The 19,226-nt window shown below is 70.3% G+C and carries 18 protein-coding genes; 3 read left to right on the top strand and 15 right to left on the bottom strand.

Going from position 1 to position 19,226, the window contains the following annotated elements:
- Positions 1-23: 23 nt before the first annotated feature.
- From AB0F72_RS01020 to AB0F72_RS01000, 5 genes are all read right to left on the bottom strand, one after another.
- Positions 24-2,672, bottom strand: coding sequence for an AAA family ATPase (locus AB0F72_RS01020; RefSeq protein ID WP_360423057.1), 2,649 nt, complete (start codon positions 2,670-2,672; stop codon positions 24-26).
- A 180-nt stretch (positions 2,673-2,852) separates the two neighbouring features.
- Positions 2,853-3,629 (bottom strand): SDR family oxidoreductase, encoded by a 777-nt coding sequence (locus AB0F72_RS01015; protein WP_360423054.1) that lies wholly within the window; start codon positions 3,627-3,629, stop codon positions 2,853-2,855.
- A gap of 32 nt (positions 3,630-3,661) precedes the next feature.
- Positions 3,662-4,399 (bottom strand): SDR family NAD(P)-dependent oxidoreductase, encoded by a 738-nt coding sequence (locus AB0F72_RS01010; RefSeq protein WP_360423051.1) that lies wholly within the window; start codon positions 4,397-4,399, stop codon positions 3,662-3,664.
- 16 nt (positions 4,400-4,415) lie between these two features.
- Positions 4,416-5,210 carry an SDR family NAD(P)-dependent oxidoreductase gene (locus AB0F72_RS01005; RefSeq protein WP_360423048.1) on the bottom strand — a complete coding sequence of 265 codons (795 nt, stop codon included), beginning with the start codon at positions 5,208-5,210 and terminating at the stop codon, positions 4,416-4,418.
- A 162-nt stretch (positions 5,211-5,372) separates the two neighbouring features.
- The gene (locus AB0F72_RS01000) at positions 5,373-5,798 is read right to left on the bottom strand and encodes a GNAT family N-acetyltransferase (protein ID WP_360423046.1); all 426 of its coding nucleotides are present in this window, start codon (positions 5,796-5,798) and stop codon (positions 5,373-5,375) included.
- A 140-nt stretch (positions 5,799-5,938) separates the two neighbouring features.
- Here AB0F72_RS01000 and AB0F72_RS00995 point away from each other — a divergent pair, with 140 nt between their 5' ends.
- On the top strand, positions 5,939-8,182 hold the full coding sequence (locus tag AB0F72_RS00995; protein ID WP_360423043.1) for an AAA family ATPase: 2,244 nt from the start codon (positions 5,939-5,941) through the stop codon (positions 8,180-8,182).
- A 34-nt stretch (positions 8,183-8,216) separates the two neighbouring features.
- Here the strand turns inward: AB0F72_RS00995 and AB0F72_RS00990 are convergent, their stop codons facing one another.
- On the bottom strand, positions 8,217-10,124 hold the full coding sequence (locus AB0F72_RS00990) for an FtsX-like permease family protein (protein ID WP_360423040.1): 1,908 nt from the start codon (positions 10,122-10,124) through the stop codon (positions 8,217-8,219).
- A 1-nt stretch (position 10,125) separates the two neighbouring features.
- The gene (locus tag AB0F72_RS00985) at positions 10,126-10,854 is read right to left on the bottom strand and encodes an ABC transporter ATP-binding protein (protein WP_360423037.1); all 729 of its coding nucleotides are present in this window, start codon (positions 10,852-10,854) and stop codon (positions 10,126-10,128) included.
- Positions 10,855-11,000: 146 nt separating this feature from the next.
- On the opposite strand from AB0F72_RS00985, the gene AB0F72_RS00980 reads away from it, so the two are divergent.
- Positions 11,001-11,306, top strand: a complete 306-nt coding sequence (locus tag AB0F72_RS00980; RefSeq protein ID WP_360423034.1) for a hypothetical protein — start codon at positions 11,001-11,003, stop codon at positions 11,304-11,306.
- A gap of 43 nt (positions 11,307-11,349) precedes the next feature.
- Here AB0F72_RS00980 and AB0F72_RS00975 read toward each other — a convergent pair whose 3' ends face one another.
- Complete coding sequence (locus tag AB0F72_RS00975; RefSeq protein WP_360423031.1) at positions 11,350-12,303, bottom strand: NADP-dependent oxidoreductase; 954 nt, start codon at positions 12,301-12,303, stop codon at positions 11,350-11,352.
- A gap of 292 nt (positions 12,304-12,595) precedes the next feature.
- Here AB0F72_RS00975 and AB0F72_RS00970 point away from each other — a divergent pair, with 292 nt between their 5' ends.
- Positions 12,596-13,090 (top strand): hypothetical protein, encoded by a 495-nt coding sequence (locus AB0F72_RS00970; protein ID WP_360423029.1) that lies wholly within the window; start codon positions 12,596-12,598, stop codon positions 13,088-13,090.
- 3 nt (positions 13,091-13,093) lie between these two features.
- Here the strand turns inward: AB0F72_RS00970 and AB0F72_RS00965 are convergent, their stop codons facing one another.
- The 7 genes from AB0F72_RS00965 to kduI all read right to left on the bottom strand — a co-directional run bounded on the left by AB0F72_RS00965 (position 13,094) and on the right by kduI (position 19,225).
- A complete protein-coding gene (locus AB0F72_RS00965; RefSeq protein ID WP_360423026.1) occupies positions 13,094-13,648 on the bottom strand; it encodes a hypothetical protein in 555 nt (184 codons plus the stop codon).
- Between the two features lie 181 nt (positions 13,649-13,829).
- On the bottom strand, positions 13,830-14,858 hold the full coding sequence (locus AB0F72_RS00960) for an LLM class flavin-dependent oxidoreductase (protein ID WP_360423023.1): 1,029 nt from the start codon (positions 14,856-14,858) through the stop codon (positions 13,830-13,832).
- Between the two features lie 244 nt (positions 14,859-15,102).
- The gene (locus AB0F72_RS00955) at positions 15,103-16,083 is read right to left on the bottom strand and encodes a sugar kinase (protein WP_360423020.1); all 981 of its coding nucleotides are present in this window, start codon (positions 16,081-16,083) and stop codon (positions 15,103-15,105) included.
- Entirely contained in the window at positions 16,055-16,666 is a 612-nt protein-coding gene (eda, locus tag AB0F72_RS00950; protein ID WP_229067478.1) for a bifunctional 4-hydroxy-2-oxoglutarate aldolase/2-dehydro-3-deoxy-phosphogluconate aldolase, read from the bottom strand. The genes AB0F72_RS00955 and eda overlap by 29 nt, the downstream gene beginning before the upstream one ends.
- A gap of 82 nt (positions 16,667-16,748) precedes the next feature.
- The gene (locus AB0F72_RS00945; RefSeq protein ID WP_360423016.1) at positions 16,749-17,540 is read right to left on the bottom strand and encodes an SDR family oxidoreductase; all 792 of its coding nucleotides are present in this window, start codon (positions 17,538-17,540) and stop codon (positions 16,749-16,751) included.
- Positions 17,537-18,358 (bottom strand): IclR family transcriptional regulator, encoded by an 822-nt coding sequence (locus tag AB0F72_RS00940; protein WP_360423013.1) that lies wholly within the window; start codon positions 18,356-18,358, stop codon positions 17,537-17,539. Before AB0F72_RS00940 ends, AB0F72_RS00945 begins: the two co-directional genes overlap by 4 nt.
- Before the next feature lie 27 nt (positions 18,359-18,385).
- Positions 18,386-19,225, bottom strand: a complete 840-nt coding sequence (gene kduI, locus AB0F72_RS00935) for a 5-dehydro-4-deoxy-D-glucuronate isomerase (protein WP_360423011.1) — start codon at positions 19,223-19,225, stop codon at positions 18,386-18,388.
- Position 19,226: the final 1 nt, after the last annotated feature.

Genomic DNA, 19,226 nt, shown 5'->3' with positions numbered 1-19,226 from the left:
CGACCCGGGGACTGCGCCAGTGCTCAGGCTCCGATCGCGGTGAGTGCCGGATCGGCCGCCGGCCCGGTGAGATCGCCGAGATCGGCGATCTCCCGCCGGGACGTGACGCCCAGCTTGGCGAAGACGTTGCGGAGGTGTGCCTCGACCGTTCGTGGGCTCAGGTACAACGTCTGCGCCACCTCCCGGTTGGTGGCGCCGCCGGCGACCAGCCGGGCCACCGCAAGCTCCTGGGCGGTGAGCTGGTGGGCGGGCTGCCCGCCGCCACGCTGCAGGCTGATGCCCGTCGCGGCCAGTTCCCGCGCGGCGCGTTCGGCGAAGGCGGACGCCCCGATCGCGGTCAGCTGACAATGCGCCAGCCGCAGCTGGACGCGGGCCTCACGTTTGCGCCTCTCCCGGCGCAGCCATTCCCCGTAGAGCAGGTGCGCCCGCGCCAGCCGCGGCGCGGCCTTGCTGCTGGTCAGCTCGTCGATCGCCTCCCGGTAATGGGCCTCGGCCTCGGCACCGGTCGCGGACAGCGCCCGGCACAGCGCGGCCAGGCCACGGCTCCAGGCGGACGGGCGCAGCCGCGCCCGCTGCGACAGCCGCCGCGTCAACGGCTCGGCCAGCTCGGGACGGCCGGCCCGGACCGCGGCCTCGACCACCTCCACCGGCAGCCAGGCGTGGAAGCCGCCCTCGTCGAGCTCGGCCGCGAGCCGGCCCGCTTCGAGGGCGTCGGCGTACCGGCCCAGCCCGTTGAAGAGCACCGTCCGGGCGTAGTCGAAGCCGGTCAGGAACCAGCCCTCCTCCCGGGCGACCACGCCGGGCTGCCGTTCGGCGATCAGCCGTTCGACATGCCGCTGGCGGCCCTGCCACGCCGCGATGACCACGCTGACGTGCGACAGCGGCGGCACCCCGATGACAGCGGCCGACGCGTCACTGTCATCGGCGAGCTCCTTGGCCCGCTCGAACTCGCCGGCATGCAGATGCCAGAGGGCCTGGTACGCGGCGACGACCGGAACCGACCCGAGAGCGCCGTCCTGCCGTGCCGACCTCAGCCGGTCCCGCGTGACGGCCCGGAACGCCTCCTCGTCCCACGCGTCGCCGGTCTGCCGGGAGAGGTGTTTCAGGGCGGCGAGGTCGCTCCCGCTGTCACTCTCCGATGCCGCGGCGAGCGCCGCCCGCAGCTCCGTCACGATCCGCGGGTCGGCGAGGCGTCCGTGCAGGATGGTGACCGCGTAGGCATCCAGCCGGATCCGGACGGCCTCGGCGGGATCGGTCGCCTCCACCTCCTCGGCGGCAGCCAGGAACATGTTCAGCGCTTCGCGGTTGTGCCCCTTGGACAGGGCGATCCGTGCCTCCAGGACGTCCACCGCGACCGGGTTGCCGGTGCCGCCGGCGTGCGTGCGCGCCGCGACGGTGAGCGCCGTCGCGGCCTCGAGGTTCCCGCTGAGCCGATGGGCGTCCGCCGCGGCCAGCAGGCGACCGCGCCGCAGACCCGGATCCGGGGTACGGGCGGCCGCCAGCCCGAGGAGGACGGCCGCGGCCGGCAGTCCGCCACGCTCTCGCGCATGCGGAGCGGCGTCGGCGAGTTCCCGGGCCACGTCCTCGTTCAAAGCGTCGCTGGCGAAAGCCTGGTGCCACGCGCGCCGGTCCGGGTCGATCAGCGGGTCGATGACCGCCGAGATGGCTCGGTGCACTGCCTGACGGTCTTCCGGGGTGGCCGCGTGATAGACGGTGTGGCGCGTGTGCGGGTTGGGGAACCGCACATGCGAGTCGATGGTCAGCAGGCCCGCCTGTTCCACCGCGCGCAGCGTGCCGTCGGGCAGGCCGAGGTGCCGGGCCGCGGTGGCCAGCAGCACCGGGTTGCCGGTCGGGTCCGCGGCGGCCACGGTCAGCAGTCGCCTGGTCGCTTGCGGCAGCGTGGCCAGCACGGGGAAGGGTTCCTCCGGTGCGCTGGTCCAGGCGGGTGGCGGAGGGCAGTCGTACCCTCCGCCGAACGCCCATGGCGTGGTGGCGGTGAAGTCGGTCAGCAGACCCGGATTGCCGCGCGCCTCGGCCACCAGGCGCTCCCGGACCCGGGGATCCATCGGAGTGAGCGCCCGAGTGATCAGGAAGTCCCGGGCGGCGTCGTCGCTGAGCCGTGCCGGGATCACCGTCGGCAGGTCGCCGAAGGACGCGGCGGCGCCGTCGCGATGCACGAACAGCAGGAGCACCGGCTCGCTGGTCAGCCGGGAGGCGACGCTGCGCAGCACGGTCAGGCTGGCCAGATCGATCCACTGGGTGTTCTCGACCACGCAGGCGACCGGGCCGGAGTGGGCGGCATCGGCGAGCCAGCCCAGCAGTTCGTCGATCAGGGCGCGGGTCATCTCCAGCGGCAGATCGGCGGAGTTCAGCACCTGGTGCAGGATCGGCGCCGAGGAGGCGAGGTCGCCGCTCTGCGGGCCCACCGCGCAGGACAGCAGGTGCAGCCCGGCGAACGGCACCGCGCGCTCGTGGCGGCTGCCCACCACCTGCAAAATCTTGAAACCTTTGCCGTACGTTCCCAGCGCGTGCTCGACGAGCGCGGACTTGCCGATCCCCTCCACGCCTCGAACCACGACTGCGGCGCCCGCCCCGGCACGTACGGTGTCGAACAGCCGGCCGAGGCGGGCGAGGTCCTCGTCACGTTCGTACAGCGCGGCGCCAGTGCTCATTCGCTTTCCCCCAGGTGCAAGCTGACTTTTCTGGTTCCTTCATCGAAGCGGTTCCGTCGTCCGGAGACCAGGAAGAAGACACGAAGAGTTAGTCCGCAGCGGGGCTCGGGCGCACCGATGCCGGTGGAGGCCGCCCCCACGACCTCCACCGGCTGGCGGCAACGCCGCGCGATGGCCTACTCAGATGATCTGCTCGGTGGGCAGGATGGTGATCTCGGTGAGGTTCACGTGCTTGGGCACCGAGGCCACGAACGCCACTGTCTCGGCGACGTCAGCGGACTGCAGCACGTCGATCTGCTTGATCAGGTCAGCCATCAGCGCGGTGGCGTCCGGATCGGTGACGTGCAGCGGCAGCTCGGTGTCGACCATGCCGGGCTCGACGGCCGACACGCGCACCTTCTTGCGGCCGAGCTCGGTGCGCAGCACCCGGGCCAGGTGGCTGATGTAGGCCTTCGTGCCGGAGTAGACCTGGAACTTCTCCAGGATGCGGGTGGCCGCGATCGACGAGGTGAAGATCAGGTCGGCGGACTTACCGGCGGCGGCCGCGGACTCGAGGTCGTGCACGAACGTCTGAACGGTGTTCATGACGCCCTTGATGTTGAGGTTGATCTGCTCGTCCCAGTCGTCGATCGTCAGGTCGTCGATCGGGGAGACGTGCTGGACGCCGGCGTTGGCGAAGACCAGGTCCACGGTGCCGAACTCGTCGTGCACGGCCTCGGCGGCGCGGACCATGGCGGCCCGGTCGGTGACGTCGGTCGGCACGGCAAGGGCGCGGCCGCCACGCTCGGTGATCCGGGCGACGGCCGCCTTCAAGCGGTCCTCACGGCGGGCCAGCAGCGCCACGTTGGCACCGAGCGCGGCGAGCCGCTCGGCGGTCGCCTCCCCGATGCCGCTGGACGCGCCGGTCACCACGGCGATGCGGCCGGCCAGCGGGCTTGCGGTCAGGACGGTGCTCATGTTCGTCATTCCTTCCGTGGGGGTGAACCGGATCAGTTGTGAACGGGCAGGCCGGCGGACTCGCCGCCGTCGGCGATGAATTCGGCGCCGGTGCTGAAGGCGGAGTCGTCGCTGGCGAGGAAGAGCACCAGCGGGGTCAGCTCGGTGTCGGCAGCGGTGCGGTGCAGCGCCACGTTCGCGGTGTTGTCGCCGAGTTCCTCGGTCATCGGGGTACGGACGAAGCCGGGGTGCACCGAGTTGACACGGATGCCGTACTGGCCGAGGTCGAGAGCCGAGGTCTTCGTGAGGCCGCGGATGCCCCACTTCGAGGTCGTGTACGCGGGCAGCCACGCGTACCCGGTCATCCCCGCCGTCGACGAGACGTTGATGATCGATCCACCACCGGCCGCCTTCAGCGCCGGGATGACCGCCTTCGTGCCGTTCCAGATGCCGGTCAGGTTGACGCCGATGACCTCGTCCCAGAGTTCGTGCGAGTGGGTCTCGATCGACTCGCGCCGGAAGATGCCGGCGTTGTTCACCAGGACGTCGAGGCGGCCGAACCGTTCCACGGTCTGCGCGACGACGTCGGTCCACCGCTCGCGGTCCCGGACGTCGAGCTCGGCGAAGATCGCTCGCTCGCCCAGGTCGTCGGCGAGCTTGGCGCCGAGGTCGGCGAGCACGTCGGCGATGACGACGCTCGCGCCCTCCTCGACGAATCGCCGGGCGTGCGCGGCACCCATGCCCCGGGCGCCGCCGGTGATGATGGCTACTTTGCCGTCGAGTTTGCCCATCTTTCCTCCTTGTGCGTCAGTGCTGGATGAGTGGTGATGTGCGGGCTGCCAGGGCAGCCGCAGCCGAGGGGTCGCGCGCCTCGTCGCTCGGCACGACGATCTCGCCGTCGTCGATGTAGGTGCCGGTGGGCACGTCGGCGGTGACGGCCTCGGCGATACGCCGCCCGCCGTGCTCCACCCGGGCGCCGCCGGCCCCGAACATCTGATGCAGCAGGCTGGTGCTGATCACGCCGGGGCTGATCGCGACGACGCCGATGCCGCGATCGCTCACCTGCTGCGCGAACCGCAGGGAATAGGTGAGGATCGCCAGCTTGGACTGGGCGTAGGCGCGAACGGGGTCGTACCCGTGCTCCAGATTGAGGTCGTCGAGCGCGAGGCTGACCATCCGGTGCGTGGTGGAGCTGACGTTCACGATCCGCCCGCCCGCCGGGATCGCCGGCAGCAGATTCTCGGTCAGCAGGGTCAGCGCGAGGTAGTTGACCTGCAGCGTGCGTTCGTTGCCGTCCGCGGTGACCTGCCGGTGTGCGGTCCCGGGCACACCGGCGTTGTTGATCAGAACGTCGATCGCCGGCACTGTCGCGCGGATCTCGGCGGCCGCCTGCCGCACCTGCTCGAAGGACGTGAAGTCGGCCGCCACGTAATGGACCTCGGTATGGGCGCCGAGCTCCTTGATCAGGGTGGCGACCTCGGAAGCCGGCTGCGGGCCCTGGATGACCAGCGTGCCGGTGCGCGGTGCCAGCAACCGGGCGGCGGCTTCCCCGATGCCGCTGGTGGCACCGGTCAGGACGACGGTTCTGCCGTCGAGGTTCATCTCAAGCCCCCTTCCGTTGGACAAACCGAATGTCCCAGGGGGAGGTGGCCGAACGTATCGGTGTTTCTCGCCTAAACGGTCAACGCGACGGCCACGGCGTCGCCCGGGGCGAGAAACGCAGGCGGTGGGTGATCCGGTCGCGTCGCCATCGGCGACGAGCACCTATACCGGTGGCTGCGGTCGCGACAGCCACCGGACTCCCGTGGTGGCGTCCCGGCGCGAGAAACCGCAACGGCCGAAGTAGAACTCGCTCAGCGGCGGCTCGAACTCCACCAGCAGGCGCGACAGCCCGGCCGCTTCGACGTCCCGGATCACGTGGCGGACCAGTGCCAGGCCGATGCCCCGGCGCTGCCGGTCCGGATCCACAGCCACGTCGAGCAGACCGGCCTGCCCGGGATCCGTCCGGCGCGCCTGCGCGAACCCGACCAGGTCGGCGCCGAGGAAGGCCCCGACGAACGTGACCGTCGCCGGCTGGCCGAGGACCCGGCCCCAGGCGAACGGCGTCTCGGCGTAATCGAAGGCCCGCGCGTGCAGGCGACTCAGCGCGGTGTCGTCCACGGCGAAACGTGTGCGGTAACGGATCTCCACCTGACGACGATACGCAGCGCGTACAACCTCGATGGAATAGCACAGCCCAGCTCGGCGTCGTCGGCGTGGGAGCGCTCACCTCCCCCGCGAAGTGGGAATACGGTGTAGCTCGGGGACTTCGGTTCGTTACGGAGGTGGACGTGGTGGAGCCCGAAGCACTGGGCCCCTTGCTCCGCCGGCTCCGCCTGGCCGCGGACATGACCCTCGATCAGCTGTCCACTGCGGCCGGCATCACCGACCGCGCGCTCAGCGATCTGGAGCGTGGAGCCAGCCGGGGTGCGCGGGTCAGCACGATCGACGCGATCGCCGACGCGCTCGGGCTCGATGCCGCCGAGCGGTCGGCGCTGACCGCCGCCGCCCGAGCCGGCCGCAAACGCGGTTCGGCGGCCACCGCGCAGGCGCTGCCACTGCCTGCCCCGTTCGCCGATTTCACCGGACGCGACGCCGAACTGACCCACATCCGGGCACGGATCGGCAGCGACCCGGCCGACGGTCAGTGTCCGACCGTGTTGATCAACGGAGAGCCCGGCATCGGGAAGACCGCACTGGCCGCGCAGGCCGCGACACAGCTCGCGCCGCGCTTCCCGGACGGCCAGTTCTTCGTCGACCTGCAGGGACTCGCGGAACATCCGCTGAGCCCCGAGGCGCTGCTCATGCAGCTGATTCAGGCGGTGGAGCCGTCCACCGGCAGCTTTCCTCCCCGGCTGGCCGACGTCACCGCCGCCTGGCGCAGCGTCAGCAAGGGCAAGCGGATCGTCATCGTGCTCGACAACGCGGCGAACGAGGCGCAGGTGCGGGCGGCGATACCCGCACACGGGCCCGCCCTGGTCATCGTGACGAGCCGGCGGTTGCTCAGCGGACTGGAGAACGTGGAACGCGTCGTGCTCTCCCCGCTCCAGGAGCGGGAGGCGGTCGCGCTGCTCGCGGACATCACGGCCGATCGTCCGGCCGACGAGACCGAGCTTCGTGATCTCGCCCGGCTCTGCGCCCACCTGCCGCTCGCGATCCGGGTCGCCGGCAACCGCCTGGCGGGCCGCCCCGACAAGACGGCGGGTGACCTCATCGCCCGCATGTCGGACCGGCAACACCGCCTGGCCGAGCTCTCCGCGGGCGAGTCGGGTGTCAGCGCGGCGTTCTCGCTCTCATATGACCAGCTGTCCGACGACGGCAGGCGACTCTTCCGGCGGCTGTCCTTGATGTACGGTCCGACCTGTGGGGCGACGATGGCCACCGTCGTCGAGCCGCAGTCCGTCACCGGGGCGGAGGACGCCCTGGACGAGTTGATCGAGCTCGGCCTGCTGCAGGAGGCGGAGAACAACCGGGTCACGTTCCACGACCTGTTCCGGCTCTACGCGCAGCTCAAACTGCGCGAGGACGACGACCCGCACGCCGTCTCGGTGGCCCGGGCGCGGCTGCGGAACTGGCTGCTCGACACCGCCATCGTCGCGGGGCGATGGTACGAGCCCGACGGCGCAGACGCTCCGGAGCCGCGGCTCCCCGTCATCGACTCCCCGGCGGCCGCCAAGGCGTGGTTGACGGTGGAGGCGGAGAACTGGTTCGGCGCTCTGGCCGAGGCGGCGGAGCTCGGTGAGCACCAGCGGGTCGTCGACGTCGCCGAGTCTCTGCACTGGTTCTCCGATCATTGGCTGGACTGGGGCCGCTGGCACGAGGTCTTCGCACTGTCGAGCGAGGCGGCCAGCCGGCTGTGCGACGACCGCCTGCAGGCCACCCACCTGGGCTACCTCTCCTGGGCACACAACTTCTGTCTCGCCGAGTACGACGTCGCCACCCGGTTCGCGGAGCGGGCCTTCTTCTTCGCCCGGCGCGCCGGTGATCGCCGGCAGATGGCGTGGGCGCGCATGTATCAGGCATGGGCGCTGCTGACGCAGGACCATTACCAGCAGGCGCTCGCACCGGCGCGGGAGTCGGTCGAGCACTTCTCCGCCGCCGGCGACCGGGCGGGACTGCCACAGGCGCTGATCGGCCTCGGCAACGTGTTGCGGGCGCTGGACCGGCACCAGGAGGCACTCGACGCCATCGAACGAGCCCTGGCCCTGGTCACGGACCCGCGGACGGCGCCCCGGGACAGCATCGCCTACTTCACGATGATCTCGGCGCGTGCTCACGCCGCCCATGTGTATGTGCACCTGCGGCAGTGGCAGAAAGCGGTGGATGCGGTCACCGCGGCACTGCGACCGCACGAGACGCCGATCCCGTTCCAGCATCGGATACGTCTGCTCGGACGACGCGCCGAGGCCTACCAGCAACTCGGCGAGAACTCCGCAGCCAGAGACGATCTCGAAACGATCCTGCGGCTGCAGGAGGCCGCGGACGACGACGGAGCCGAGCAGACCAGGACGAGGCTGCGGCATCTGCCGGCGTAGGACCCGGCGGGGCTCGGCCCCGCCGGGTCCGGTGTCACTCTCGTGCGCCCAGCAGGGCGACGGGATGTTCCCGGGTGGCCGCCCAGGTGGCCACGGTGCTGGTCACCCCGGTCACCAGCACCGTGCCGGCCACCACGGCGCTCACCAGCAGCCACGGCACGTCCACCGTGACCGTGCCCGCCACGGCGGCCGTCGTGGCCATCACCCCGACCAGCGTTCCGGCCGCCGCCAGCAGACCGAGGAGCAAACCGGCCACGGCGACCACTATCGCTTCGAGGACCGCCGCGCGGACCGCCTGCCCGCGGGTGAATCCGGTGACCCGCACAGCGGCGAACTCGCGCGGCCTCGTCGCCCCCGCGACGACGACAGAGTTGATCACTCCGATCAGCGCGTACAACCCGCCCAGGCCCATCACCATGATCAACACACCGGTGCTGGTGGCGGTACGGGCCACGCTGTCGCGCTCCAGCCAGGCGTCCAGTTCGGAGACCGTGCCGACACCGGTGAGGGCGGCGACCACCTGTTGCCGGGGCACGCCCGACACCAGCTGCACGAACGTGTGCGACGGCACGCCGGCGAGCTGATCCTCCGGCACCACCCCGGCCGGCAGCAGCACTGTCGCGCCGCCACCGATGGCCTGGGGCACCGCGGCGACGACCGGTAGCGGGCCCAGATCACGGTCACCGACGCGAACGCCCACGGTGTCGCCCGGGGAGAATCCGTCGGCTCCGGGCCCGGCCGCCACCGCGCCTTGGCGCAACGCGGTCAGGTCGCCGGCGCCGGGATGCGTCCGCCCGTACGAGACGGGGTCGACGAGAAGCGCGGTGGCGGACCGGGTGTAGGCCAGGTCGCCACTCCCGGTGGTCAAAGCGATCGGCACCTCCACCTCGGTCGACGCGCCGGCGACACCGGGTGTGGCGGCGATCTGGGCGCCGGGCGCCTGCGGTGCGTCGATCACCAGGTCGGCGGAGATCCATCGCTGCTGCTCCTCCCGGCCGGCGGCGGTGAACGACGACGACGCGGTGGCCTGACCGAGCAGCAACCCGACCAGGACGATCACCGGTGCGGCGGTGGACGCGGTACGGCGCCGGTCGTCGCGCAGGCTGGCCGCGGCGAGCTCGCCGAGCACGCCCGCGGCCCGGACCGGGATCAGGCGGGCCACCGCCGGCACCAACGAGGGCCCCAGCAGGGTCAACGCGATCGCCGCGCAGACCGACACGTTCATCGCCATGGCCTGTCCCCCGACGGCCCCGCCCACCGGCGACAGGCCGATCAGGGTGATGGCACCCGCCAGGAACAGCAGTCCGGTCACCCACCGTACGGTGGTCATCACCCGGGTCGCCTCCCCGGTCTCCCGCAGCGCCTCCAGCGGCCGGACCCGGGCGGCGCGGCGGGCCGCGAGGGACACCCCGGCCACGGCCAGAGCCACGCCGGTGCCCACCGAGACGGCGACGATCCAGAGGTGCCATCGGCCGGAGAACCCGTCCGGCACGAAGCCCAGCCGGTGCAGCAACCAGGTCTGTACCGCCATGAGGGCGACACCGACCGGCACGCCCAGCGCCGAACCCACCACGCCCAGCAGTGTCGCCTCGGCGAGCAGCAGCCGCCGGATCTGGCGCCGTGCTCCGCCGACCAGCCGCAGCAGCGCCAGTTCCCGGCGTCGCTGCTCGACAGTGAACGCGAAGGTGGAGCTGATGATGAAGACCGCGAGCAGGGCCGCGAAGCCCAGCGTCACGCCCAGCAGCGCCACCGCCGCCTCGGTGCTCGCGTCGAACCGCATGCGGGCGAGCGCTGTCGCGCCGGCCGGAGCGCTGGTGGCGGCCGCCGAGACCAGGAGCAGCAGCGACGATTGCACCAGCGCCACGCCCAGGCACACCGTCAGCACCGCTCCGGCGAACAGCGTCCATCGTTCGCGGAAACCGGCCCAGCTCAGTCGGAGCATGTCACGCCTCCAAGGCGACGAGGCGGTCCGCGACGGCACGCACGTCGGCGCCGGCAAGGCGGTCGACGATCCGGCCGTCGCGCAGGAACACGACGGCATCGGCGCGGGCTGCGGCGGCGGGATCGTGCGTCACCATCACGATCGTCTGCCCGTTGTCGGCAGAGGTCCGCAGCAATCGCAGCACGTCGCGGGCGGCACTGGTGTCGAGCGCGCCGGTGGGCTCGTCAGCGAACAGCACTTCCGGACGCGTCACCATGGCACGGGCGATGGCCACCCGTTGCTGCTGGCCGCCGGACAACTCCCGCGGGCGGTGGCCGGCCCGCTCGCCCAGTCCGACGGCGGCCAGCGCATTGCGTACCTCGTCGCGCGGCGGGCGGCGCCCGGCCAGCCGCAACGGGAGCGCGACGTTCTGCTCGGCGGTGAGCGCGCCCACCAGGTTGAAGCTCTGAAAGACGAAGCCGATACGGGTACGCCGCAGCTCCGACAGCGCGTCGTCGTCGAGGGTGGTGATGTCGGTGTCGCCGAGCATCACCCGGCCGGCGTCGACGCGTTCCAGGCCGGCAGCGCAGTGCAGCAGGGTGGACTTGCCGGAGCCGGACGGTCCCATCACCGCGGTCCAGCTGCCCCGGCGGAAGCCGATGTCGATGCCGTCGGCAGCGCGGACCGCGGTGGGCCCGGCGCCGTAGGTGCGGCTGACGCCCTCCAGGGCGATCACCGTGTCTGATTGCATGTTCGTCCTGTCGTATGGGTCACGGGTGGCAGTGTGACGATCCCGGACGGGGCAGAAGAGCGAATCGGTGAAGATCGCCTAGTCCGTGCCAGCGAGCCGTCACCGCCTTCGAGCGCGCCGTCGAGGCGCGGAACCGGGAGACGGCCGTGATCGAATCCATTGCCGCCGTGGGGACCGGCGTGGCGCTTCACTATGCGGCACTGGTCCACGCGGACCTGCAACAGTGGGAGACCGCGGTTCAGGTCACCACCCGAGCACTGCAGACGCCGGGGTTGCCAATCGCGGCACCCATCCGCCCCTGGATTCTCCGGACCAGGGTCCGCGCCTACCGGGAACTCGGTGATCTGGCGGCGGCCCGCGCGGACCTCGAAGCGGTACGGGAGATCAAGAAGGTCGACGGTGACGCATCAGGTCTGCGCGAGGTGGAGGAGGAACTACGCGCCCTGAGCTGATGGAGGGCGAGCGAGACTCGGCGCGGCCCGGCACCACGCCGTTTCAGACGGCGGGCAGACCCGCGCGCCGGTCCGGCGCCATCACGTGCAGCACCCGCTTGCCCCGGACGTGGCGGGTGGCCAGATCCCGGTAGGCGTCCGCGACGCGGTCCATCGGGTAAGCCTGCGCGATCGGAACGACGATCCGCCCGGCCGCTACGAGCCGGGCGAGTTCGTCCCAGATCTGCGGAGAGTCCGCCTGCTCCTGTGCGTCGGAGTGGACCCCGTACTTCCGGACACCGTTTCCGTCGGCAACCGTGTTGATCCGATACGGCGGCACGCCGAGCGCGATCGCGATGTCGACGTTGCCGGCGCCGAAGGTGTCAAGGTAGGCGTCGACGCCGTCGGGCGCCGCTGCCAGGAGGCGTTCGAGCAGCCCCGGGCCGTAGCGGACCGGGATCACGCCCAGTGAGGCCAGGTAGTCGAGGTTGCCCTCCCCGGCGGTGCCGATGACCCTGGCGCCGCGCAAAGCCGCCAGCTGAGCGGTGATGACGCCGACACCGCCGGCGGCGGCGGACACGACAACGGTCTCCCCTTCCCGGGGGAAGACCGCTTCGACGCCCGCCCACGCGGTGGCGCCGACGCCGGCGATGGTCGCCGCTTCGTCCCAGCCGAGGCCGGCGGGCTTGTGCGCGAGCGCGGCGGGATCTGCCACGACGAACTCGGCCTGCGCCGCCCGTGGCGCGAAGCCGAGCACCGGCTGACCGACCTGGAACTCGGTGACGCCCTGTCCCACCTCGGCCACCACACCGGAGTAGTCGTTGCCTTGGCCCTCGGGAAAGGTCGCCGGCCAGATCGAGGCGAAGACGCCCGCACGGATACCGATCTCCCCCGGGTTCAGGGCGGCCGTGACCACCTCGACCAGCACCCGGCCGGCCGGGACCACCGGCCGTGGGACGTTCACGACCTGCAGCACTTCGGGGCCGCCGTACTGCTCGAATCGCACTGCTCTGGGCACTGTTCTCCCTCACCAGGTTGTCGGCGCTTCGATGACCGCGCAGCCCGAGTCTGCCGATGTCCCCGAGCCTTGACATCGGTGTGACTCGCCTAATCCCTACCGTCTGGACCTGGTGGCTCTCCGTCGAAGGGCTGCGGGTTCGGACGGCAGGGGAGCTTTCCCTCACGGTGCAACCCCGACGCCCGGGCAGCCGTCATCGGGCCGGAGCCTTGCCCGCCTTCGGTGAGAGCCAGATCGAGGTTGTTCATCCGGACGACCATGCGCCGTCGCCCGACCCACGTAAGTTCGCGCGGTGACAACAACGCAAAAGGCGCGGTTGGCCGACGTGCATCGCCGTGTGGCCGACACCGAACGCGCCGTCAGTCGCCGGTATGCCGATCTCGCAGCGGCCGTTCGACTCTCGTTCGAGCACCTGCGCCACGGCCTGGAGCTGGCGCATGCCCGGTGCTCGGCGGTCGAGGACGGGCACTGGGCTGACTACGTCGCACAGCTGGATCGCGGGCTCGCCGAACTGGACATCGAGATCAACCGGGCTGCGAGCGGCGGCGCCGGCCCCAGCGCCCCGGAGGTCCTGGTGATCCATACGACCGCTGTGGAGCTCGCCGGCTGGCGGCTCCGGACGAGCCTGCCGGATTCGGGCCTTGAGGAGCCGTCCGCCGTGCGGTCGCGGCTCGCCGCCGCGGAGGCGGAGCTGGAGCAGTACCGGGCGGAGTGCGTCACCGGCCGGGCGTCGGCCACCGCCCTCGAGCGCCGCGTCGAGGAGCTGCGAGCCGGGGCCCACAGCTGATCGTCAGCTCCACAGATCGCCGGGGGCGGCGTACCAGGAGAAGTAGGGCCCGTAACCGTGCGCCGCGATGGCACGGACCAGGCTCAGATGCTGTTCCAGCAGTGGGGCGTGGCCGAGGTCGCCGATGAAGACCGGACTGAAACCGACGTCCCGGATGAGTTGCTCGGCGACGGGCCGCGCGGCGGCGTCGGCGGCGTACAGGTGACTCGGCCGGACCTGCTGACGTTCGATCTCGTCGTACAGCAGGGCGTAGTCGGTGTTGAACGCTTTCGCGACCGGGCCGCCCACCAGCGACTGCACCAGGTGCGCCAAGGACGGGTGGCCGGTTGGGGCAGGGCCCTGCAGGTTGGTCGCGTCGATGGTTACCGCGCCGCGGTAGCCGTCGACCACCTGCAGGGCGCGCGGGATGGCGGCCGCCGGTACCGCGACGACGAGCACGTCGGCTCCGGTGACGTCTCCGCCGTCCCGGCCCAGCGCGGTGACTCGGTGGCCTGCGCTCGACCAGAACCGGGACAGGGTGGAGCCCAGGTGTCCCCTGCCCACAATGGCGATCTCCACTGATCTCCCGTCGACTGCTCCGCTGCCTGAGCGGAGTCGGTCCGGCATTGGGAGCCGGTCTGGCTGCCGCCCCCGCTGGACACCAGACGCTCGCCGCGCCACAGAAGGTTGCATAGAACTCGTCGTAGCGTTCGAACCTCGCCGGCCCGGCTCCGTAGCGCCGGGCCGGCGGGGATCACGCTCAGGACATCATGTCGCGGACCATGGGTACGACAGTGGATCCGAACAGCTCGACGGCGCGCATCCGGGCGCTTGCCGACTGGGCGCCAGCGGTATAGATCATGTCGAACCGGCCGACACCGAGCGCGCCGGCGCCCTGGGCGATCCGGCGGGCGACGGTCTCCGGGGAGCCGATGTAGAGCGAACCGTGGGCCACCTCGGCATCGAAGGTGGAGCGGCGCAGCGGCGGCCAGCCGCGCAACGCACCGATCCGGTCGATCTGCACCTTGTAGGCCGGGTAGAACAGTTCCTTGGCCTCCTCGTCGGTGTCGGCGACGAAGCCGGGCGAGTGCATACCGACCGGGTGCGCGATCGTGCCCAGTTGCTCCGCCGCTCGCCGGTACAGGTCGACGTACGGCGCGAACCGCTGCGGCTGCCCGCCGATGATGGCCAGCATCAACGGCAGACCGTGCCGGGCGGTGCGCACCACCGACTGCGGCGACCCGCCGACACCCACCCAGGTGGACAGCCTGCCCGATTCGGTCTTCGGGTAGACGTCGGCGTTCTCCAAGGCCGGCCGGGTCGTGCCGCTCCAGGTCACCGGCTTCTCGTCGAGAAGCTTCACGAACAGGTCGAGCTTCTCTTCGAACAGCACGTCGTAATCGGCCATGTCGTAGCCGAACAACGGGAACGACTCGGTGAACGACCCCCGTCCGAGGATCGTCTCGGCCCGGCCGTTGGACAGGGCGTCGACGGTCGAGAACCGCTGGAAGACCCGAACCGGGTCATCCGAGCTGAGCACTGTCACCCCGGAGCCCAGCTTGATCCGCTTGGTCCGGGTGGCGATGCCGGCCAGCACGGTCTCCGGCGTGGAGATCGAGTATTCCGGACGGTGGTGCTCGCCGAGCGCGATCGCGTCGACGCCGAGGTCGTCGGCGAGCACCGCCTCGTCGACGACCTGACGGATCGCGGCCGCGTCGGACAGCAGCGCGCCGGTGTCGTCCGACGGCACGTCGCCGAAGGTGTCGAGGCCCAGGATCAGGTCGGTCATGGCAACCCCCAAGTGGTTGACGCGTCAATCATCAGCTTCTGGACGCGTCAACCACTCGGCGGGCCGGTTTATGCCGTCCAGCTCGCACCGTAAGCAGCAAACACCGAACGACCGTTACCAAATTCAGAAGCCAAAAATGGGAAATGAAAGGCCGTGACCTTTTTTGTGCAGGTCACAGCCTTGATCATTTAGGCGCCCGAAGGGCGACTTACTTCATCGCTGCCCGCCTCCGTCATCGTGACGCTCAACGGTTCACCGCGGCGCCGGCACCTCCGGCGAGCGCCATCACCTCAGCAGCCGTCGCCATCGAAGTGTCGCCGGGAGTGGTCATCGTCAGCGCACCGTGTGCCGCGCCGTACTCGACAGCGATCTGAAGCGGACGCCCGCAGAGCAATCCATAGATCAACCCGGAGGCGAACGAGTCACCTGAGCCGACCCGGTCGAGCACGTCCAGGTCCAGCCTCTCCGTGGCTCGTACAACACCGGTCGACGGCGACCAGGCCGCGGCGCCGAAGTCGTTGCGACTGGCGCTCACCACCCGCCGCGTGGTGGTCGCGACAACGGGTGTCTCCGGGTACGACTCGACATCGCGCACACCGATCAACACGTCCACGAACGGCAGCACCTCAGGCAACAGGTCATTACCGAGACTGGGCCGGTAGTTCACGTCGAACGACACCGCGGTCCCGTGCCGCCGAGCGGCCTCGACAGCGGTGAGAACTGTGGAGGCCGCCACCGGCGACAACGACGCGAAGATCCCACCGGTGTGCAACCACCGCACCCCGGCGACCCCGAACAGATGGTCCCAGTCCACGTCGGACGGCCGCATCTGTGACACCGCGCTATGGCCACGATCGGACACCCCCAGCGCTCCGCGTACCCCGAAACCGCGTTCGGTGAAGTTGAGCCCGTTACGAACGGTACGACCGACGCCGTCATAGGGCACCCAGCGCACCAGCGACGTGTCCACCCCACCGGTCAGCATGCAGTCCTCGACGAGCCGCCCCACCTCGTTGTCGGCGAGCGCCGTGACAATCGCGGTCCGCATCCCGAAAACACGTCGCAGCGCGCGAGCCACGTTGTACTCGCCGCCACCCTCGGAGACTCGGAACGTCCGCGTGGTCCGTACCCGCCCCTCGCCCGGGTCGAGGCGCAGCATCACCTCACCGAGGCTGACCACGTCGTATTTGCAGGAATCAGCGTCCCGCAGCCGCAATGACGTCACGCACCCCTCCGATGAGCTCGTGGATCTGGTCGAGATCAGCCGAGCGCGGCACCATCCAGGAGCCGCCGACCGCGAGCACCGAGGGCAGCGCAAGATAGTCACCGGCATTGGCCGCGGTGATACCGCCCGTCGGCACGAACCGCATGTCGCCGAAAACCGCCGCGAGCGCGGCCACAGCCGGCGCTCCTCCCGAGGTTTCGGCCGGGAAGAACTTGACGGCCTCCAGGCCGATCTCCCGAGCAGCCAGGACTTCCGTCGCGGTGGCGACCCCCGGGAGTACGGGCAATCCGAGCGCGCCGCACCGCTCGACCACGGCGCGGGACAGTCCCGGGCAGACGGCGAAGCGGGCACCGGCCTCCGCAGCGGCCGTCGCCTGCTCGGGGGTGAGCACGGTGCCCGCCCCGACCAGCAAGTCCTTGTTGCGCGCCATCGTGGCGATCGCCGCGAGCGCCCCCGGCGTACGCAACGTGACCTCAGCGATCGGCAGCCCGCCGCCCACCAGCGCCCGTCCCAGGTCCGCGGCCCGGGATTCGTCATCGAGAACGACGACCGGAACAATGGGATGTTCCTCGAAGATTTTCATCGGATCACCTTCTCCAGGCCGGCAGCGGCCCGGCGTCGTGAATCGTGCAGGTGTTCGGCGATCTCAACCGTGAGCGCCGGCGTCAGCGGGCAAGCCATCCGCCGTCGACCGGAAGGATGGCTCCATTGACGTAGTCAGCCGAGCTGGAGCAGAGGAACAGCACCGCACCGGCGATATCGGCGGGCTCGGCCCAGCGTGCGGCCGGGATCCGACCGAGGATCTCGCCGCTGCGCTGGGGGTCTCGGCGCAGGTCGTGGGTGTTGGCGGTGGCGACGTAGCCGGGCGCGACGGCGTTGACGTTGACGCCCCGACCGGCCCACTCGTTCGCCAGCGCCTTCGTCAGACCGGCGACAGCCGACTTGGAGGATGTGTAACCCGGGACGTTCACTCCGCCCTGAAAGCTGAGCATGGACGCCATGTTCACGATCTTCCCGTGGCCGCGGTCGAGCATCGAGCGGCCGATCTCGCGGGACAGCACCCAGGTCGCGCGAAGGTTGACATCCATTACGTGGTCGAAATCCTCGTCGGAATGCGTCGCAGCCGGGGTCCGACGGATGGTGCCGCCGTTGTTGACCAGGATGTCGACTTCGCGGCCTGCCAGATCGGCTGCCAGCGCCGTTACGTCCGGCCGGATGGAGAAATCGGTTCGCACGGGGGTGAAGTTGCGCCCCAGTCCTTCCACCAGAGAACGGGTCTCGCTGGCGCCGGACGGCATGTTGTGGCTGACGCCGATGATGTCAGCACCCGCGGCGGCCAACGACTCCGCGATCGCCAGCCCGATCCCCCGGCCGGCGCCAGTCACCACTGCGACCTTTCCCTCCAGGCTGAAGCTGCGGGTGAGGTACGCGGCAGGACTGCCGGCTGGGCGCGTCATGGATAGGCTCCTTCAGGTGGCACAAAAGACGATGTGGGGGTGAATCCGAGGGCTTCTGAGATCTGCGCGGCGCTCTCGACGACCAGTGGGGCCATCGCCTCCAGTTGCTCGAGAGTGTGTTCGATCGTCAGGGTCGAGATGCTGATTCCGTAGTTGATCTTGTGGGTCGAGTCCCGGATCGGTGCCGCCACGCAGATGACCCCGGGCACGTTCTCTTCGCGGTCGAACGCGTATCCCACCTCGCGGATCTCGGCGAGCTCGGCCCGCAACGCGTCCAGGGTGGTGATCGTGTTCGCGGTCAGGGCCGGCAGTTCCGCGCGAGCCACGAATCGGTGGAGCTCGTGGTCGTTGTACCCGCTGAGCACCACCTTCCCGATGCCCGATGTATGCATGGGGATCGCAAGACCGACCCGCGACGGCATCCGGTACGGCTTGTCCGAATCGGCACGGATCAGGTAGATGATTTCGTCGCCGTTGACCACGCCGACGTGGACCGTGCAATGCACCTGATCGACCAGAGCGTCGACGAAAGGCTGTGCGATCGCGGAGATGTCGATTCGCCGCAGGGCCTGCCCGGCCAGCGAGAGAATCTTCGGGCCGGGCAGGTAGCCGCCGTCGGGCGCGACAGTGACGAACCGCCGGTCGATCAGGGTGGCCAGGATGCGGTGTGTGGTGGCCTTGGCGAGACCTGTCGCCTCGACCACCTCCGAGAACCGCGCATGAGTCATGACCGCTTCCAGGACGAGCAGGGTCTTCTCGCTCGCGTTGGCACCACCGGTAAGCAGCTGGTCGGCCATTCGGACCGTTTCGTTGGTCATGAACTCACCTAACTGAAGGGCGTCTGATCAGCGCATGTCAGCGATGGCGAAGCCATCCATGTCGTCGAACGACTGATTTTCCCCTGCCATCGCCCAGACGAAGCTATAACTTGCGGTGCCGACACCGGAATGCACTGACCAGCTCGGGGAAATCACCGCTTCCTCGTTGCCGACCACCAGATGCCGGGTCTCGGTGGGCTCGCCGAGCAGGTGGACCACCCGGGCATCGGCCGGCAGATCGAAGTACAGGTAGACCTCGGTCCGCCGGGCGTGGGTGTGCGCGGGCATCGTGTTCCACATGCTGCCCGTGTGCAGGGTGGTGACGCCCATCACCACCTGGCAGCTCCGCACACCCTTCTCGTGGATGTACTGGTTCAGGGTCCTCCGGTTCGACTGCTCCGGGTCGCCGAGCTCCCGGACGGTGCCCTCGCCGGGAGCCACGAAGGTAGTCGGGTAGGTCGTGTGCGCCGGCGCGGAGAACAGGTAGAACCGGGCCGGGCCCGCCTCGCCCGCGGCATCACCGGACTCGAAGACCACGTCGACGGCCCCGCGCCCCACGTACAGGCATGCGCCGTGCTCGGCCTCGTACCTGGTGCCGTCCACGGTGATGGCTCCGGGGCCACCCACGTTGACGATCCCGGCCTCCCGGTGCTCGAAGAAGTACGGGCTGACGATCTCCGGGAACGTCGGGAGTGTGACCGGCCCGGTCACCGGCTTCACGCCGGCCACGACCACCCGATCGTGATGCGTGTACAGGGCGTTGACGTCATCGTCGACGAACAGGCCGGGCACGAGGTAACGGTCACGCAGCTCGTTGGTGTCCATGCCCGGGACATGCTCGGGGCTGGTGGCGAAGCGCTGTTCCATC

This window comes from Actinoplanes sp. NPDC023936, assembly GCF_040639325.1.
Taxonomy (GTDB): Bacteria; Actinomycetota; Actinomycetes; order Mycobacteriales; family Micromonosporaceae; genus Actinoplanes.
Note: the sequence above shows the minus strand (reverse complement) of the source record. Positions and strands in the feature narration are given on the sequence as shown.

Coding starts and splice junctions, on each gene's coding strand:
- AB0F72_RS01020 (WP_360423057.1), bottom strand. CDS start 2,672: ATGAGCACTGGCGCCGCGCTGTACGAACGTGACGAGGACCTCGCCCGC.
- AB0F72_RS01015 (WP_360423054.1), bottom strand. CDS start 3,629: ATGAGCACCGTCCTGACCGCAAGCCCGCTGGCCGGCCGCATCGCCGTG.
- AB0F72_RS01010 (WP_360423051.1), bottom strand. CDS start 4,399: ATGGGCAAACTCGACGGCAAAGTAGCCATCATCACCGGCGGCGCCCGG.
- AB0F72_RS01005 (WP_360423048.1), bottom strand. CDS start 5,210: ATGAACCTCGACGGCAGAACCGTCGTCCTGACCGGTGCCACCAGCGGC.
- AB0F72_RS00990 (WP_360423040.1), bottom strand. CDS start 10,124: ATGCTCCGACTGAGCTGGGCCGGTTTCCGCGAACGATGGACGCTGTTC.
- AB0F72_RS00985 (WP_360423037.1), bottom strand. CDS start 10,854: ATGCAATCAGACACGGTGATCGCCCTGGAGGGCGTCAGCCGCACCTAC.
- AB0F72_RS00960 (WP_360423023.1), bottom strand. CDS start 14,858: ATGACCGACCTGATCCTGGGCCTCGACACCTTCGGCGACGTGCCGTCG.
- eda (WP_229067478.1), bottom strand. CDS start 16,666: ATGAAAATCTTCGAGGAACATCCCATTGTTCCGGTCGTCGTTCTCGAT.
- AB0F72_RS00945 (WP_360423016.1), bottom strand. CDS start 17,540: ATGACGCGCCCAGCCGGCAGTCCTGCCGCGTACCTCACCCGCAGCTTC.
- AB0F72_RS00940 (WP_360423013.1), bottom strand. CDS start 18,358: ATGACCAACGAAACGGTCCGAATGGCCGACCAGCTGCTTACCGGTGGT.
- kduI (WP_360423011.1), bottom strand. CDS start 19,225: ATGGAACAGCGCTTCGCCACCAGCCCCGAGCATGTCCCGGGCATGGAC.